The organism is Pseudoalteromonas sp. CnMc7-15, assembly GCF_022347925.1.
Classification (GTDB): Bacteria; Pseudomonadota; Gammaproteobacteria; order Enterobacterales; family Alteromonadaceae; genus Pseudoalteromonas; species Pseudoalteromonas ruthenica.
This window is the reverse complement of sequence record NZ_JAKRFT010000002.1, coordinates 126,432-141,228: the sequence shown is the minus strand read 5'-3', so window position 1 is coordinate 141,228 and position 14,797 is coordinate 126,432. Positions and strand designations below refer to the sequence as shown.

Here is a 14,797-nt window from a genome sequence, read left to right as displayed (position 1 = left end):
CGCTTTTTCTTAAAGGTTGTTTAAGGAATTCTTAAAAGTATGAACACCAAGCTAACGCGCGCCCTCAAGGTGTTTGCGAAAACGGTGGAAACCGGCAGTATGAGTCAGGCGGCTCAGCAATTACATATGACCGCTTCAGCGGTCAGTCAACAAATCACTAAACTTGAACAAGACATTGGCCTGAGTTTATTTAACCGTAATACGCGCAAGCTCACTCTCACTGAAGCCGGTGAGATTTACTACGCCTCGTCGGTAAAGCTACTCGCCACGGCAGAGCAGGCTCAGCGACAACTCGAACAGCTTCAGCATACACCTTCTGGGCAGTTGAAAATTGTTGCCCCAATTGGCTTTGGTGGTGGCTTGTTAAGTCAGCCTATAAAGCAGTTGACCGAGCAGTTTCCGAAAATTGAAATTCAGCTTACCTTGACCGATGAGCCCTTTGATATTATTGCTGGCGGGGTTGATTTAGCCATTTGTATTGGCCCATTAACGGACTCGGGGTTAATAGCCAGGCACTTGGCCGATTGGCAGTTGATCCCTTGCGTTAGCCGTACTCATCCATTGGCTGAGCTTAACCCTCAAGACCCGGATGCGCTCGCGGCGCAAACCTTTATTGGCCACACCGGGGCACAGCGCATAGGTCAAAAGCTGACCCATCAGCACAGTGGTGACACCTTTACACTAGGTCAACCTCGGTTATTAGTGAACAATATGCAGGCCGCCATTCAGCTCACTTTAGATGGCATTGGTTACGGTTTATTACCGGAGCCAGAGGTGCGACACCTGCTCGCTTGTGGTCGATTACAGCGCATATGCCCGCAATGGCAGCTGCCTCATTACAGTGTCTATGCGGTGACCCCGCATCGTGACACTGTTGCGGCTAAAACGCGCGCCGCGATTGATAGTCTGCGTGCTTGGTTTGAGCAGGTTTCCACAAACCCTGAGTTGTTTGTAGGGGAGCCTTAATCGCGAGCTGGTTGCGCTAAACAACCGCACCTATTAGGGCTGCTCGCTTTACGCTGTTGAGCTTCGTACGCGGCGCATAAGCACGAAGGCAAGTGGCAATATGAATAACGAGCCAATCATCCCCAAAATCATATGCAACTGGTTGGGTGTATCAAGTGTAGCGAGCGCGCTCACGTCGCTGCGATGGACCAAAAATGCCACAACGATAGCCGCGAAGAGCACGGGTTTGATAATGTTGTTACCGGCTAGCTTGATAAGCCCATAGGCAAAAGGCAGTGCCAGTAACAGGTTGAGAGCAAAATCATGCAGCGCTAATACCCCATAAAATACCATGGCATGGTCGCGTATCACCGAGGAAAAATGGTCGAGTACCCAATCCATAGGGTTGTATGCGTACCAAAAGAGTAACGGCAGCGAGAAAAGATAAAGTAGCCAGCACACAGGGAGGGCGAGGTAGACTAAAACGTTATGATGTTTATCCATAAACACAGCAACCATTCATTATTATTTTTATTGTATGCTTTTTAACCTAGCAAGAATCATGAGCAATAACAACAAGTTTGGCTATTGAGTGGCAGTGTAGCGATATTCACGGTGCAGCTGTGTCATGGCTCAAAGCGTATCTTACAGCAGAAACGAATAGGTTTAGACTGTCACCAGACAGGCAGCTATGAGCTAGAAGGAGACGGCCGCTTTAATGCGTAGTTGGGCAAAACCCTCCGCGCTATAAGCTGATGGTGTTACGATAGTCAGTGCTTAGCTGCTACAGTGCTTTTGACTTTCGCTTGCCAAAAGTCTAATTTACACACTCGAAGATATTATGGACGATATTATGAGACAACATGAGAGTTACCCTCAACCTAGCCGACCTTCTGAACCATCACCTCTTGAACTCGCTATTTATAATTTTGAATTAAAAGCAAAATCTTATTATGACGCACAGCAAAAATCTGATGACTCAGAACAGTTAAAGAAAAGGCTAAATCAAGATTATAATCATCTACAACGTGAAAAAAGACGTATAGAGTCTGTAGCGGTTGCTCAAAGTTATTTACAGCAGTACAGAAGTGATAATGAAAAATTAGATGTAGAGCAGTTATTACAAGAGCCTCATCATCCCACAGCTAAACTTGCTAAATTTCTTTTTGCAACAGGAGAGCCACAACCAACTGTTGCCCATGAAGCTCACCATATCATCGCTGGTAAAGGACGCTATCTTCAACCAAGTATGTTAGCAGCCAGATTAAATATGCACTTAGCCGGTTTAGGTATTAACGATCCTTTTAACGGAACGTGGTTAATTAATTTTGAACGCAATAAAGAGATCGACTGGGCTACTCAAAATGCCCCTGCTCATAGGAAATTGCATCGGAAAAATTATGAAGCGTGGATCAGTAATAACCTTGGCGCAGCGCAGGGGTATAGCCAAGCAAAATTTATAGCAAAGCTTCGCACCATTAAACAGCATATTAAGACAGGAACGATGCCTAGCTCTATTTTTTCAACTAAGGAATTATGGAAGGGACTATGAAATCGTATCGATTAGAATTACCTAAAGAAAGTACGACAGCGTTGATTTTTGATTCATACATACTGGCCAAACAAATGACTCAACAATCTAAGCTTAGTGTCAATGAATTATTAATTAAATTGCAAAGATTACCTTATGAAAATCAACCTCTTTCTTCCTTATGGGATGGCGAGCAATTGAGTTTCACATTCAACTCTGAATCAAACGATGACTTTGATATAAATATTGTAGGCACGTATCTATTACTTAAAATGTCCGCCTACTCTGTTTTAAAAAGCTTCATGGCTGATTTCGGCGAGTTTATAAAAGTTAATACCGATCGCGGTGAAATGATGCTATTCAATCTACTCACTTTCGCTAAGGAAGATTTAAGCCTGACAGAAAGAGCTTACTTGGATGGCTTTGAAGATGGTTTAAAATCTCTTGTATTTGATGAAAATGACATAAGAAATAAAAACCTTTACAAATCAAAGCTTGAAGGTGGAAACCTTGTGTATTGCAATGAGCTATTTTTTAATGCAGTGAAAAATAACAAGCTTACAGGGATTGCTTTTTATACGGATTTATTAAGTACATTTCCCGAAAATTGATTTCCACTACACTGCTTTACGGGCACTGTTGCGGTGGATGTTTAAGTCGTCCGAAACTTTTCCAGTATTGTTCGTCTCAACAATCAAATAATTCGTTTCGGTCGCTTCGGGCACTTTCAAAAAGAAAGGATAGAAAAAACCTTTTTCTGGGTTGGCAGGAACTTCAACAACAAGGTCTGCGGCGCAGAGGTTACTTGATACTATAAAAAACAATAAACAAAAAATTTTTTGGCGCATCCATCTTCCTTATTTTCAGACATCCTAGTAGAACATCTAACGCCCGCTTAACAGGCGTAAAATGCTTGACTAAAATTAGGAACGAAGTGACGCAAGCCAAGCTTTTTAAGTCCTTTGTTGAAGCGTTTGTTAGGCCTTTTTCTCATAAATCTTTCGGATTTTTTCGACTTCATTTACTAGTGGGTCTCTATCGACTTCCCCACCGGAAAAAGCTTCTATATCAATGTAACTTACTTCAGTTACAGTCTTATTTGCGTATTCATAAGTTGCGGTAACACTAAATTCCGCAGGACAACTAGCCGAAGCCTCTTCTCCTAGAATCAAGAAACTTTGAGCTAATGGAAAAACTAACTCACTATTTGGCGAAAATTGCTGAATGGGTAAAGTAAACGCTTTTAAAGTACGCAAATTTTTATTTGGTTTAGCCGACTCATTAAATTGGAAAAAGTCACGATCCAACTCCAACCTCAAATTTTTAGCGCCAACCAACCCTGTGTTTTTTATGCTTAAATATACAACAGGAGTATGTTTTTTAAGTAAGGGTTGAATAGTTATATAAGGTCGAGTTAATGCCTCCGTTTGAAGCTTACTTTCTCTGATTGATTCTTCACTCAATTTAACCATGCGATGGGTTAAAAGTGCGTAAATTGCAGTTAAGAAAACTAAAATCGCTGTTAAGCATTCCATTGGATTCTCTTTGACGAAGAATAAAAAACTGTCCATGTGACTACTCCTTAGGCCTAACAGCTTATTAGTGAGACCTTGCAAGGTAGGAGATTACCTATGTATAGACAAACTAATAAGGCTTCAAAAAATTATCGTAAATCATACACTAATCGAAAATTTGCTATAGAACAAGAAAGCTTTGTAGAGCCACAAAACATTCCTGAACTAAGAAGAATAATCGAAATCACCGATTACGATAGTGGTGAACCCATTACTCATAAACTTGAACTGTATAAAACTGATCGGATCGATTGTTATAAAGTTTTAGTCGACGGAAAGCTTTGGAAAAAGCGTATTGGTTGGAGCAACATCTTGGCAGGAATTAGAAAAGCCCTTCCTAGGTTAGCTAGAGAGTGACAGTCCGTTTTGCTCTAAGCCTCCCTTAGAGCATTTACGTTAACTCTTTTTGGGGCAGAAACGAGTTAGGTGTGAAGGTTCGCTTTTGGCGTATATGCGGCTATCGGATTTAGCACAATTTGACCAAACCTGACAGATAACGTTAAAACTTATCCAATCATTCAGTGTTTACTGGGTATCGACCTCACAAAGTGTGGTATGTAAGTCATCACTCACCTTGTCTATTAGTCGTATCAATTCCATCCCTTCTTCATCACTGATATTTTTGAGGTTACAGCGCATTTGCTGGGGAATTTTTTGCGCGGTGTGTTTGGCTTTTTTTCCATAGTCGCTGAGCACCACCCGCTTTACCCGCTTGTCATGCTGATCATGGATCACCTGCACAAAAGATTTCTGCGTGAGCTTTTTTAAAATTAAACTCATGGCACCACCATCAATATGGGTTTTCTCAAGTAATTGATGAATGGTGATTTGGTCTTTTTCCCATAATGCCATTAACACCACGTACTGTGGGTAAGTAATATCGAGCTCACGCAATAACGGGCGATAGGCCCGGGTGAAGGCGTTAGCCACGGTGTAAAAGCGGTGACACAGCTGGTAGTCAAGTTTTAAAGCATTGTCGGTCATGATCTCTCCTTTATTTTATTTTGCATGCAAATAACTTGATCTTCAAGTTGGCCATCGCTATTATTTATTTTGCATACAAAGTAAATTTCTGAATTGTTAACTAGAAGGAGGCCAATAATGGCGTTAGAACAGATTCTTTATAGTGCAAAAGCCACGGCAACTGGTGGACGAGACGGCTCTGCCAAGTCGGACGACGGCCGTTTAGATGTTGACCTATCCGTTCCAAAAGGGCTGGGGGGCGATGATGGTCAGGGCACCAACCCTGAGCAGCTTTTTGCCGCCGGTTATTCAGCGTGTTTTATTGGCGCGTTGAAAAAAGTGGCTGGCGATCAAAAAATTAAGTTACCTCAGGATATTGCCGTCACCGGTGAGGTTGCAATTGGTCCAAAAGGGCAGGGCTTTTCTATCGACGCTAAGCTCACCGTGGATTTGGGGGATATGGACAAAGCGCAGGCGCGTCAATTAGTGGATACCGCGCATCAGGTTTGCCCCTATTCCAATGCCACACGTGGCAACATTGATGTGGAACTGGTGCTGGCCTAAAGGCACAGTTTCTTCGCGACAAGGGCGGCGACAGCGTGTCGCCGCCTTTATATGGTTATTTATCGGCCTGCTTTTCGCCGTGCTTTTCAAACCACCACAGAATGTAGGCGACTTTTGCCATCAGGTTCGAAGGCCGTTTGGTGATGCCATGCGAGGCATCAGGAATACGCACCATGGCGGTGTCCACACCCTGCAATTGCAATGCTTGGTAGAACTGCTCCGTTTCGGAAATAGGCGTACGATAATCGGCCTCACCGGTTAATAGCATGGTGGGGGTGGTTACATTGCCCACATAGCTAATAGGTGAGCGCTCCATATAATGTTGCATATGCTCCCATGGTTTGCCTGGGAACCAGTAATCCGCAAAGAAGGGGTAAAAATCCGCCGTTAGTACAAAGCTAAACCAATTAATTACAGGCTTAGCAACCACCGCCGCAGCAAAGCGATCGGTATGGCCGACTATCCAAGAGGTAAGTACACCGCCGCCAGAGCCGCCGGTTACATAGAGTTTAGTGTCATCAATAAAGCCTTTGGCAACTAAGGCATCCACACCCGTCATCAAGTCATGGTAGTCGTTGCTTGGGTAGTTATGGTGAATCGTTTGTGCAAAGTCTTTGCCGTAAGAGTCACTGCCGCGTGGGTTCATGTACAGCACCACGTTGCCTTGAGCGGCGAATAATTGTGCTTCAGCGCTGAAGTGAGGCCCGTAGTTGGCCACCGGTCCACCGTGGATCTCGAGAATCAAAGGGTACTTTTTAGTTGCATCAAAGTGCGGTGGGTAAACAATCCAACCCTGAATGTCGAGCTCATCGTGGCTGGATTTAACCCACAATTCTTCCACTTTCCCAAGCGTTTTGTTGGCCAAGGCATCTTCATTTAAATGCGTTAACCGCAGCGCTTCGCCACGCTTAGTCAAGGCCACATCAGCAGGGCGCTGAGTGTCGGCGAGCGTGAACGCAATATCACCCTCGGCGCTAACGTCAAAATCGCCGCCTGAGTAGGGGCGACCAAAAGACACGCTCCCCACTTTGTCGGTGATCACCTTGGCTTCACCGCGCAAAGGTTGGTAGCCAATGGTGGTTTTGCCTTCGCTATCGTAGCTAAAGTAAAGGCCGCGACTATCATCCGCCCAGTGTATTTGCGCCACTGCGCGGTCAAAGTCCGGTGTTAAGCTGCGCGTCTCGCCAGATTCTAAATCGCGGATATAGAGCTGCGTGTTTTCATAGTTAGTGCGCTTATCGTCATAGCCTGTGTAGGCTAAGTAACGACCATTGGGAGACACCTGCGGCTGGCTGTCTGGGCCATCGCGGTCGGTGATGGCGCGAATGCTGAGAGTATCAAGCTCCAGCGCGTAAATTTCAGAGTTTATCGGCTTTAACTCATGGTCGCTGTGACGGTTTGCTGAAAAGTATAAGGTGCTGCCATCGTCACTAAAGCTGATACTGCCGCCATGGTCAAAGTCACCGGATGTGAGCTGCACTGCGTTGCCGCCGTTGGCAGCAATACGAAACAGGTGATTATGGCCTGCTTTGGTATAGCCAGCGCCATCAGCGCGGTAGTAAACCTCATCGATAAACAGCGCTGGGTCGGCCCATTTTGCGCCTTCGGGCTTACCGGGTAAGCTCACCGGGCTATTGGGCTTAGCGGGCACAAACATACTGAATACTAAGCTTTTGCCGTCCGGTGTCCAGGTCGGCTTGGAGGGGCTCTGTGTAAGGTTGCTGATTTTACTTACCGCACCTGTGTTTAACCACTTAACATACAGCTGTGCGCTGCCATCTCGTGTAGAAATAAACGCTAAGCGACTGCCATCGGGGGATAACACGGGGGCAAAGTCTTGATGTACGCCACTGGTTACTGGTTGCAGCTGTTTATTGTCGGTGCTGACCTGCCAAATATTACTAAATTTGCGGTCTGACTTAATGTCCATGCGATTGCGCACAAAATACACGATATCGCCGTCATCACTGATATCGATTTGGTTGGCATATTCAAGATTGAAAACGTCTTCAAGCGCGAGTACATCATGGCTAGTGCTTTGGGCTGCATTGGCGATACCGCTGGTTGCGATAGCTAAACCCATGGCCCAAGAGAGGGGAGTGAATTTCATAATCTGTCCTTGGCAGCTATGTCAGTCTCCCTGTTATAAAACCCATACTCTGTAGGTGCAACTTTATTCGATAAAAAATGACCGCCTGGTCATGGAGTTGCAAAAAATAAGGGCAGCAGCATAGCGATTAGCGCGATGATCATGCCACATTGGTTGGTCAATGAGATTTGCTTGCGCTTACGGCTGATGTAATCGTCACTCAGGCTGTATCCACTTTCGTTGTTGAGCCAGGCATCTAAGTTGGTTTCCAGTGCTTTGGCTTTACTGAGTTTTAGCGGGTTATGATTGAGCACTGCGCGCAAGTCGGGATAGTACTGTTCAACATAGCTACGTAGCTGTTTACGAAGGGTAAAGCGCACCCATAGGTAGGCGCCAAAAAGGAGTAAGAAAATAATTAAGTTCATTGCTGCAAATCCATTTAACGAGCGTGACGTTTTATTTGTTCCCAAGTTTAGCAAAAATGTATAAAAAGTCAGCACTTTTATACTTAGCCAAAAGTATGACTACCATAAACCAGCGCTACTCAAAATCAGTTGTACTGCAACAATAATAAACATCCAGCAATGGACCAAAATAGTCACCCATAGCTTTATGATAAAGGCGCGCTTTTGCGATTTATGACGCAACCACGTTTGCGCCGCAAGGGCTCCTAGCCAGCCGCCGAATAGCGACCATATTAATAAGTCACGCTCGGGTGTACGTGGGCGTTGGCACTGCGCCGCGCGTTTATCATGCCAAAACCACACAAAGGTTATTGTGCTCATGCATAAATAGAAGACGCTGGGCCAAAGAGTTTGCACTTGCCAACAAAGCAGTGCGACAGCGCAGACAAAGAGTAAGCTGCAAACACCTTTGCAAAGCTGCAATATAAACTTCATTATGTGTTGTCCGATAAATTTTGGCTCAAGTGTACCTAATCGGTGCCGATAGTATTTAAAAGCGAGCCATGATGCCAAGGACGCGCAATGCGCATTGATTCTTCCTACTCACAATCTATACCGACAACGCCTCAATCTGAGGGCACTTTACGCCTGCAACCCCAGCATAATCAAGCCAAAGCTCAGGCTGAGGCGGACATTAAGCAGAGCTTGCGCGAGCAACTGCCCGCGCATATTCAGAAAATGCTAGAACAAATCGAGCGCGTAAAAGAGCAAATAGACCAAGCACGTGAAAGGTTGAGAACTCTGCAAAACGAGCAAGACCCCAATGATGAGGAAGCGCACAAAGCAATGCTCGAATCACAGCGCAATCTTGTTGCCAATATGGAAGTACAGCTTATGCAAATGACCCAAGCGGTCACTGAAGCACTTAAAGAGGCCGGGATCTCTGACCCCGGTATACTCTTAAGCGCACTAAGCTAATAAGTTACCACTGCCTTTCGATACTTAATAGCACGCTGCGCGGGCGCCCAGGAAAGTAACGATCGCCGCTGAAAGTCGTGAAATCGGCACGTTCAGCATAGGCTGTGTCAGCAACATTCTCGACCCGAGCGATCACTCGCCAGTCCTTATTCACTTGCCATGCACCGCGTACATTAATGAGATCATGGCCACTGTAGCGGTGTAAATTTTGTGGGTCGGTGTAATAATCACTGACGTGATGCCACTCAAGGGCAACATCGACATCGTCACTGACTTGCCAATGCAGTTGAGTATTTGCCACCCATTTGGGCGCGGTGTCCATAATGTTCCCCTTGAGTTGAGTGTCAGCGATGACTTGCTGGTGCTCATAGGTGTGCAGCGCCCGACTCAGTGCAAGTTGCAGCATTACCCGGCTGCTAGCCTGATAGCGTAGTTCTAACTCAATACCTCGGTGTTTACTTTCACCGTCACTGACATTAAAGAAGTCACTATCGCGGAAAATAAAGTTATCTTTGTGCATCACGTAGCCAGCCAGGTTGAAGCGCACTGAATTGTAAGCCCCCTTTACACCCAGCTCCACGCTATTGATGGTTTCGCTTTTTAAATCGGCCACTTGCTGCTGACGCTGCAGTTGATATAACTCTGAGGTTTGCGGCGCGCGGTAGCCTTTGGCGAGATTAGTGTAAGCAATAAGTTCAGGGCTCAGCTGATAGCTCAGCGATAGCTTCGGGGAGAGATCGGCAAAGCTGTTGTCGCCGCTCGCGGGGCGTGAATAACGACAACCGCCAAAGCCACATTCGCTGCCATTGTCACGGGTACGCCCAGCGAGCATATGATTGCTGTAGTTGTAGTCGATGTGCTCGTAACGTGCCCCTAAAGTCACTAACCAGGCAGAGTGACGATAAGAGAGCTGCGCAAAAGGGGCATACCATGTTGCATCAACGCTGTAATCGTAATGCTTTCCTTGTGGTACGGTGGCCTGTAAAAAGGCTGAGCCGGTGGTTGGCTGGTGTTGATATTGCAGCACGTCGCCTTGGGTGTACTCACCATCTATGCCTAGGTTTAGTTGCCAAGAATTGTTGAGTTGGGTTTGCCAAAGCGTTTGTACGCCAACCCCTTGCTGGCTATTTTCCTCCAGCGGTTTACCCGGTAAGAAATGCTTTAAAAAGGTCATTTGTTGGTCACGCACATAAGGGGTGATCATCCAGGTGGATTGCCCGTTTGCTTGCCAAGTAAATTGCGACCATAGCCGCGTCGCGCGATTTTTGCGAAAGGCTTCTGGGTTGGGGTTTTGCTGTGCCACTTGCTCATTTTTATAGGCTTCAAAACCCTCAATATAGCCTGCTGTTTGTTGGTCTAGATGGGTGTAGGTGAGCCCGGTTTGCACCCTCAAGGTATCGCCGCTATAGCGATATCGCAGGTTGATTTTCTCTTGTTCGACACTCTCATCATCGCGGTAGCCGCTATCACGGGTAACACTGCTATTAATGCCAAAACCTTGCTCGCCTAAATCTTTACCGGCGCGCAGTTTTGCGCGTTTATAGCCATACGAGCCCACATCGAGGCCAGCGAAGCCGCCCCCATAAGTGGTATCGGGGGTAATCACATTAATTACCCCGTGCACAGCATTTGAGCCGTACAGCGCAGAGCCTGGCCCTTTAAGCACTTCAATACGCTCAGCCATTTCACTGTGCGCTTCAAACAGCTCATTAACGTTGCAGAAACCGGTTGCACGCAGGGCAATACCATCTTCTAGCGCCAACACTTCGGCACATGCGCCCCCGCCGGTAAATACCGGAGAGCGCAATGATGGTAAATATTCTTGGCCGTTACCGTGTTGTAAATTGGCACCGGCGATTTGTTTCATGGCTTTTTCAATGTGCGTGCTGCCAAGGATGGCCAATTGTTCAGCATTGATGGTGGCAATATTCAATGCCATTGCCTCATCTGTTACCGCCAATCGCGAGGCAGTGGTTGTGATGCGTTCAATCTCGGCCAAGTCATCCTGAGCGAGTGCCACTTGTGTAAACGCGAGTAGAGATAAGAATGTTGGTCTAAGCATACGTTTTCTGTGCATTTTTTGTTGATGGTACGGATTTGTAGCGCGCAGTGCAAAATTATACTCTCAGACGGTATTGGCTGATCACTGTGGTGCACAGTGGTGTCGAAATACTAGGGAATTAGTCAGGCTGTTGGTCGACTGTTGGGGCGACTGAAGTGGAGTGTTGAAAGCACAGTAGCGAGGCTAGGTGCCTCGCTACTGTGATATAAGCGCTGCTAGGCGTCGTTGTTGGCTAACTTACAATTGGCATAATAGGTGGTGGTCGCAGGCCAGTCACTGAACACACCGATGACGCCAACATCTTGCGCTAATACATCCAGCACTTGCATCATCACACCATCTGAATCAACGGCATCGGTGATTGATTGGTAGTACCAGCCACCACCGCTCTCAAGTGGCCCTGAGCGCTCTAATGACCAAGCAATAATTTTCAATCCTGCCTCGTTGGCTGCTTGGGCATACGCCGAGGGAACAATCTGATTATTATTATCTAAATCAAGTAACATCCAAATCGGTGGCGCAATAACTTCGATGCCCTGATTGACCAGCTCAGCCATGCTGGGTGACCAGGTTTGCGCATTACTGGGATCAAAGCCCGGCTCGGCGTCGCGACCGTCAAGGTAAACGGCCTGTGCGGCAAATTCCGGATGAGTGTTAACCCAATGCAACACATCATCGCGGTTAAATGATTGCGGCCACACCTGGTCGGCAGCAACTCCCGCAAGTTCATACTCGTTCAGCATTTTTGATGCGTAATCGGTTTGCGACATGCCATTAAAGGGCATACTGACGCTAGGTGATTTTAACTCTGGGGTCATTTTTACGCCCAGTGATTTAAACAATTCAATGCTTTCTTGGTGGGTCATCAAGGTACCGCGAGCGGCATATAAGTCGGTTCGCCACGGTGCCGTACCTTTCATATATTCACTGACAGTGGTTGCTGCTGGGTTCGCTCCATCCATTTTTCCCTTGAGCGTTTTAAACTCGGCTAAGGTGATATCGCTGGTGCAACACTGCGCGCTTGCGGGTACGCCGTCTGCGGCGGGAGTGAAAGGCTCTGAGCATTTGCTAGCAAGTTCGGTTTCTAGAATATTGGTGGTGGTATGCAGATCACACTGCGAATGGCGACAGACCAGCTCATTGTCGGCGGTAAAGGTGACATCACATTCTAAGATCCCTGCACCCATGCGTGCTGCCGCAATGTAACTTTCACGGGTATGCTCAGGAAACTGCATGGGCGCGCCACGGTGGCCAATGGAAAAGTCGCTGGCCACGAAGTTGTCGTCGGCACATGCTTGCAGTGCTTCTTTAAGTGGCCCCGCAGCCATGGCATCAACCAGCGCAAATGGGCGAGGGCCCAGTTGCACTGAAGCAGGTGTGGCTGTTTGTGGCTGTTCAACCACCACAGGATCAGAATCTGAGCTGCTGTTACATCCGCTTAATAAAAGCGCCGCCAACGAGCAACTAATGAGAGAAAAGCGCATAGAGTTAGTTCCTTTTTTAGGTTTTTAACCATCATAAGGACGCGATGTTTTATTTTTATTACAGCGACACAAGCATCACTTGATCGCTACAGCTAATTGCACAGTAGACTAAACTATCAGCAATGTGAATGAACGATAAGAGTTTTATGTATAAGGTATTGATGTGTTTTTTATGGATGGTGAGTTTTCTTAGCAGCGCTCAGTCTTATGTGATTGAGCAAGTTAAAGACAATGTGTATCGGTTTAGTGCAGGCCACTACCACAGTGTTTTTATGATCACCGATAAGGGGGCATTTGTTACCGATCCTATTAATGCTGATGCGGCGAAATGGCTGAAAAAGGCGATTCACTCTCGTTTTGGTGTTGCCATTAAGTTCATGGCCTACAGTCACAACCATATTGACCACACGCTCGGTGGCGAATTTCTGGTCGATGAACAGACTACCGTTGTTGCTCATCGTTATGCAGATGAGGACATGCGCTGGACTAAAGCTCCCGTGCGCTTTGCTGACGTTACCTTCACTGATTCTTTCACCGCTGAGCTTGGACAAAGCTCTGTACAGCTTAGTTATTTCGGCCCCAATAATGGGCGCGGCAACGTGAGTATGCATTTCATGCCTGCAAACGTTATATTTGTGGTCGATTGGGTGGTGTTAGGTCGCATGCCTTATAAAGATCTGCAAGGTTATGATATCCACGGCATGATCCGCTCTACAGAGCAATTACTCGCAAGCCACGACTTTGATATTTTGGTAGGGGGGCATGCACAAATGGGTGACAAGGACGACGTGCGTCGCTACCTTGCCTACCTGAAGACCCTTTATAATAGCGTGCGTGACGCGCTGTTGGCGGGCCATACTTTGACGCAAATGCAGCAACAGCTACACTTTCCTGAATTCAGCCACCTGCCCATGTACCAGCAGTGGCGAGCGCAAAATATTGCCGGTGTGTACCGCACGTTGATAGAAGAGTCTTATTTTAATTTTCGCCCCGATGTGAGCGTTAAAGAGAACCAACATTAAGTGGTCGCATTGGGGTAATCAGTATAACCCTCAGGGCCATCGCCAAATAATGTTTGCGGATCATGCGCTGCTAAAGGCACACCTGCTTTAAGGCGCTGCGGTAAATCCGGGTTGGCAACAAAGGGGCGACCAAAGCCAATCATATCGGCCCAGCCATCCTCTAGTGCTTGTTCGGCGCGCGCCTTGGTGTATTTACCTGCGTAAATAGTAAGCCCATCAAAGGCATCACGGATAGCGTGCTTAAACTGCGCGCTCATTAAAGGCGCATCGTCCCAGTCGGCCTCCGCAATATGGACATAGCCAACGTTAAGCTCATTAAGAGCCCGCACTGCAGCCACATAGGTGCTTTGAGGGTTGTCATCCACCGCGCCATTTAAGGTTGTTAACGGTGCTAATCTGACCCCTACGGCGTTTGCACCAAACACCTCACTGACCGCGCTGACGACTTCACGCAAAAAGCGCAGGCGATTATCAAGGCTACCGCCATACTCATCGCTGCGGTTATTGGCTTGTGAGTCTAAAAACTGGTTGATTAGATACCCATTGGCAGCATGCAGCTCAATGCCGTCAAAGCCTGCTTCTTTGGCGCATTGGGCGCTGTGGCGATACTGCGCGATGACCTCGTGGATTTCTGCAACGCTCATGGCGCGCGGCATTTGCGCCTCGACAAAACCCGGGTTGTTATTGTCATCGATAAACACCTTCACCCCCTTGGCTTGAATAGCAGATGATGAGATGGGCTGCTTGCCGCCAGTATTACTTTCATGGGATACGCGGCCGACATGCCACAGCTGGGCAAACATCACACCGCCGGCTTGGTGGACGGCGTCGGTGACCTTGCGCCAACCGGCAACCTGCTCTGGGGTGTAGATCCCCGGGGTCCATGCATAGCCTTTACCTAGTTCGCTGATTTGCGTCCCTTCACTGATAATCAGTCCGGCACTGGCACGCTGCGCGTAGTAGGTCGCCATTAAGTCATTGGCGATGTCACCCGGTTGGGTTGAACGCGAACGTGTCATCGGTGGCATAACAATGCGGTTTTTTAATGTTTTACCGGCTAAGGTAATGGGGCGGAAAAGTGAATTCATAAGACCTCCTAAAGTTGTGCTGAGCACAGCGTATCGCAGATGATTGTCATCATTAACCGCAATAAATGAAAAACACTTTTGTGAAATATGTAA

At 47.0% G+C, this 14,797-nt stretch carries 17 protein-coding genes; 7 read left to right on the top strand and 10 right to left on the bottom strand.

The window, feature by feature from the left end; genetic code table 11:
- Positions 1 to 39: 39 nt before the first annotated feature.
- Complete coding sequence (locus tag MHM95_RS04390; protein WP_022945249.1) at positions 40 to 966, top strand: LysR family transcriptional regulator; 927 nt, start codon at positions 40 to 42, stop codon at positions 964 to 966.
- Positions 967 to 1,014: 48 nt separating this feature from the next.
- Here MHM95_RS04390 and MHM95_RS04385 read toward each other — a convergent pair whose 3' ends face one another.
- Positions 1,015 to 1,449 carry a hypothetical protein gene (locus tag MHM95_RS04385; protein WP_239384430.1) on the bottom strand — a complete coding sequence of 145 codons (435 nt, stop codon included), beginning with the start codon at positions 1,447 to 1,449 and terminating at the stop codon, positions 1,015 to 1,017.
- 349 nt (positions 1,450 to 1,798) lie between these two features.
- Here MHM95_RS04385 and MHM95_RS04380 point away from each other — a divergent pair, with 349 nt between their 5' ends.
- Both MHM95_RS04380 and MHM95_RS04375 read left to right on the top strand, forming a co-directional pair.
- Positions 1,799 to 2,497: an AHH domain-containing protein gene (locus MHM95_RS04380; protein ID WP_239384428.1), complete on the top strand. Its 699-nt coding sequence runs from the start codon at positions 1,799 to 1,801 to the stop codon at positions 2,495 to 2,497.
- The gene (locus MHM95_RS04375) at positions 2,494 to 3,087 is read left to right on the top strand and encodes a hypothetical protein (protein ID WP_239384426.1); all 594 of its coding nucleotides are present in this window, start codon (positions 2,494 to 2,496) and stop codon (positions 3,085 to 3,087) included. Before MHM95_RS04380 ends, MHM95_RS04375 begins: the two co-directional genes overlap by 4 nt.
- A gap of 6 nt (positions 3,088 to 3,093) precedes the next feature.
- On the opposite strand, the gene MHM95_RS04370 is transcribed toward MHM95_RS04375, so the two are convergent.
- Both MHM95_RS04370 and MHM95_RS04365 read right to left on the bottom strand, forming a co-directional pair.
- Positions 3,094 to 3,324 (bottom strand): hypothetical protein, encoded by a 231-nt coding sequence (locus MHM95_RS04370; protein ID WP_239384424.1) that lies wholly within the window; start codon positions 3,322 to 3,324, stop codon positions 3,094 to 3,096.
- A gap of 129 nt (positions 3,325 to 3,453) precedes the next feature.
- Positions 3,454 to 4,047: a hypothetical protein gene (locus MHM95_RS04365; protein ID WP_239384422.1), complete on the bottom strand. Its 594-nt coding sequence runs from the start codon at positions 4,045 to 4,047 to the stop codon at positions 3,454 to 3,456.
- 60 nt (positions 4,048 to 4,107) lie between these two features.
- Here MHM95_RS04365 and MHM95_RS04360 point away from each other — a divergent pair, with 60 nt between their 5' ends.
- A complete protein-coding gene (locus MHM95_RS04360) occupies positions 4,108 to 4,407 on the top strand; it encodes a hypothetical protein (protein WP_045980054.1) in 300 nt (99 codons plus the stop codon).
- Positions 4,408 to 4,575: 168 nt separating this feature from the next.
- On the opposite strand, the gene MHM95_RS04355 is transcribed toward MHM95_RS04360, so the two are convergent.
- Positions 4,576 to 5,034 carry a MarR family transcriptional regulator gene (locus MHM95_RS04355; protein WP_239384420.1) on the bottom strand — a complete coding sequence of 153 codons (459 nt, stop codon included), beginning with the start codon at positions 5,032 to 5,034 and terminating at the stop codon, positions 4,576 to 4,578.
- A 114-nt stretch (positions 5,035 to 5,148) separates the two neighbouring features.
- Here MHM95_RS04355 and MHM95_RS04350 point away from each other — a divergent pair, with 114 nt between their 5' ends.
- On the top strand, positions 5,149 to 5,577 hold the full coding sequence (locus tag MHM95_RS04350; RefSeq protein ID WP_130146258.1) for an organic hydroperoxide resistance protein: 429 nt from the start codon (positions 5,149 to 5,151) through the stop codon (positions 5,575 to 5,577).
- A 55-nt stretch (positions 5,578 to 5,632) separates the two neighbouring features.
- Here MHM95_RS04350 and MHM95_RS04345 read toward each other — a convergent pair whose 3' ends face one another.
- From MHM95_RS04345 to MHM95_RS04335, 3 genes are all read right to left on the bottom strand, one after another.
- Entirely contained in the window at positions 5,633 to 7,687 is a 2,055-nt protein-coding gene (locus tag MHM95_RS04345) for a S9 family peptidase (protein ID WP_239384418.1), read from the bottom strand.
- An 89-nt stretch (positions 7,688 to 7,776) separates the two neighbouring features.
- The gene (locus MHM95_RS04340; protein WP_022945241.1) at positions 7,777 to 8,091 is read right to left on the bottom strand and encodes a hypothetical protein; all 315 of its coding nucleotides are present in this window, start codon (positions 8,089 to 8,091) and stop codon (positions 7,777 to 7,779) included.
- Between the two features lie 99 nt (positions 8,092 to 8,190).
- Positions 8,191 to 8,451, bottom strand: coding sequence for a DUF1294 domain-containing protein (locus tag MHM95_RS04335; protein ID WP_239384417.1), 261 nt, complete (start codon positions 8,449 to 8,451; stop codon positions 8,191 to 8,193).
- A 201-nt stretch (positions 8,452 to 8,652) separates the two neighbouring features.
- On the opposite strand from MHM95_RS04335, the gene MHM95_RS04330 reads away from it, so the two are divergent.
- Positions 8,653 to 9,048 (top strand): hypothetical protein, encoded by a 396-nt coding sequence (locus MHM95_RS04330; RefSeq protein ID WP_151173802.1) that lies wholly within the window; start codon positions 8,653 to 8,655, stop codon positions 9,046 to 9,048.
- 4 nt (positions 9,049 to 9,052) lie between these two features.
- Here the strand turns inward: MHM95_RS04330 and MHM95_RS04325 are convergent, their stop codons facing one another.
- Positions 9,053 to 11,110 (bottom strand): TonB-dependent receptor, encoded by a 2,058-nt coding sequence (locus MHM95_RS04325; protein WP_239384415.1) that lies wholly within the window; start codon positions 11,108 to 11,110, stop codon positions 9,053 to 9,055.
- Positions 11,111 to 11,325: 215 nt separating this feature from the next.
- On the bottom strand, positions 11,326 to 12,594 hold the full coding sequence (locus MHM95_RS04320) for a glycerophosphodiester phosphodiesterase family protein (protein ID WP_022945237.1): 1,269 nt from the start codon (positions 12,592 to 12,594) through the stop codon (positions 11,326 to 11,328).
- A 128-nt stretch (positions 12,595 to 12,722) separates the two neighbouring features.
- Between MHM95_RS04320 and MHM95_RS04315 the strand changes: the two genes are divergently transcribed.
- Positions 12,723 to 13,616 (top strand): MBL fold metallo-hydrolase, encoded by an 894-nt coding sequence (locus tag MHM95_RS04315; protein ID WP_239384413.1) that lies wholly within the window; start codon positions 12,723 to 12,725, stop codon positions 13,614 to 13,616.
- Here the strand turns inward: MHM95_RS04315 and MHM95_RS04310 are convergent.
- Positions 13,613 to 14,704 (bottom strand): alkene reductase, encoded by a 1,092-nt coding sequence (locus MHM95_RS04310; protein WP_239384411.1) that lies wholly within the window; start codon positions 14,702 to 14,704, stop codon positions 13,613 to 13,615. The two genes, MHM95_RS04315 and MHM95_RS04310, sit on opposite strands and share 4 nt — an antisense overlap.
- Positions 14,705 to 14,797 lie beyond the last annotated feature (93 nt).

What these genes read in the sequence shown, in the direction of transcription:
- MHM95_RS04360 (WP_045980054.1), top strand. Translation starts at nt 4,108, where the DNA reads ATGTATAGACAAACTAATAAGGCTTCAAAAAATTATCGTAAATCATAC.
- MHM95_RS04330 (WP_151173802.1), top strand. Translation starts at nt 8,653, where the DNA reads ATGCGCATTGATTCTTCCTACTCACAATCTATACCGACAACGCCTCAA.
- MHM95_RS04365 (WP_239384422.1), bottom strand. Translation starts at nt 4,047, where the DNA reads ATGGACAGTTTTTTATTCTTCGTCAAAGAGAATCCAATGGAATGCTTA.
- MHM95_RS04390 (WP_022945249.1), top strand. Translation starts at nt 40, where the DNA reads ATGAACACCAAGCTAACGCGCGCCCTCAAGGTGTTTGCGAAAACGGTG.
- MHM95_RS04370 (WP_239384424.1), bottom strand. Translation starts at nt 3,324, where the DNA reads ATGCGCCAAAAAATTTTTTGTTTATTGTTTTTTATAGTATCAAGTAAC.
- MHM95_RS04320 (WP_022945237.1), bottom strand. Translation starts at nt 12,594, where the DNA reads ATGCGCTTTTCTCTCATTAGTTGCTCGTTGGCGGCGCTTTTATTAAGC.
- MHM95_RS04380 (WP_239384428.1), top strand. Translation starts at nt 1,799, where the DNA reads ATGAGACAACATGAGAGTTACCCTCAACCTAGCCGACCTTCTGAACCA.
- MHM95_RS04315 (WP_239384413.1), top strand. Translation starts at nt 12,723, where the DNA reads ATGAACGATAAGAGTTTTATGTATAAGGTATTGATGTGTTTTTTATGG.
- MHM95_RS04335 (WP_239384417.1), bottom strand. Translation starts at nt 8,451, where the DNA reads ATGAGCACAATAACCTTTGTGTGGTTTTGGCATGATAAACGCGCGGCG.
- MHM95_RS04310 (WP_239384411.1), bottom strand. Translation starts at nt 14,704, where the DNA reads ATGAATTCACTTTTCCGCCCCATTACCTTAGCCGGTAAAACATTAAAA.
- MHM95_RS04375 (WP_239384426.1), top strand. Translation starts at nt 2,494, where the DNA reads ATGAAATCGTATCGATTAGAATTACCTAAAGAAAGTACGACAGCGTTG.
- MHM95_RS04385 (WP_239384430.1), bottom strand. Translation starts at nt 1,449, where the DNA reads ATGGATAAACATCATAACGTTTTAGTCTACCTCGCCCTCCCTGTGTGC.
- MHM95_RS04355 (WP_239384420.1), bottom strand. Translation starts at nt 5,034, where the DNA reads ATGACCGACAATGCTTTAAAACTTGACTACCAGCTGTGTCACCGCTTT.
- MHM95_RS04340 (WP_022945241.1), bottom strand. Translation starts at nt 8,091, where the DNA reads ATGAACTTAATTATTTTCTTACTCCTTTTTGGCGCCTACCTATGGGTG.
- MHM95_RS04345 (WP_239384418.1), bottom strand. Translation starts at nt 7,687, where the DNA reads ATGAAATTCACTCCCCTCTCTTGGGCCATGGGTTTAGCTATCGCAACC.
- MHM95_RS04325 (WP_239384415.1), bottom strand. Translation starts at nt 11,110, where the DNA reads ATGCTTAGACCAACATTCTTATCTCTACTCGCGTTTACACAAGTGGCA.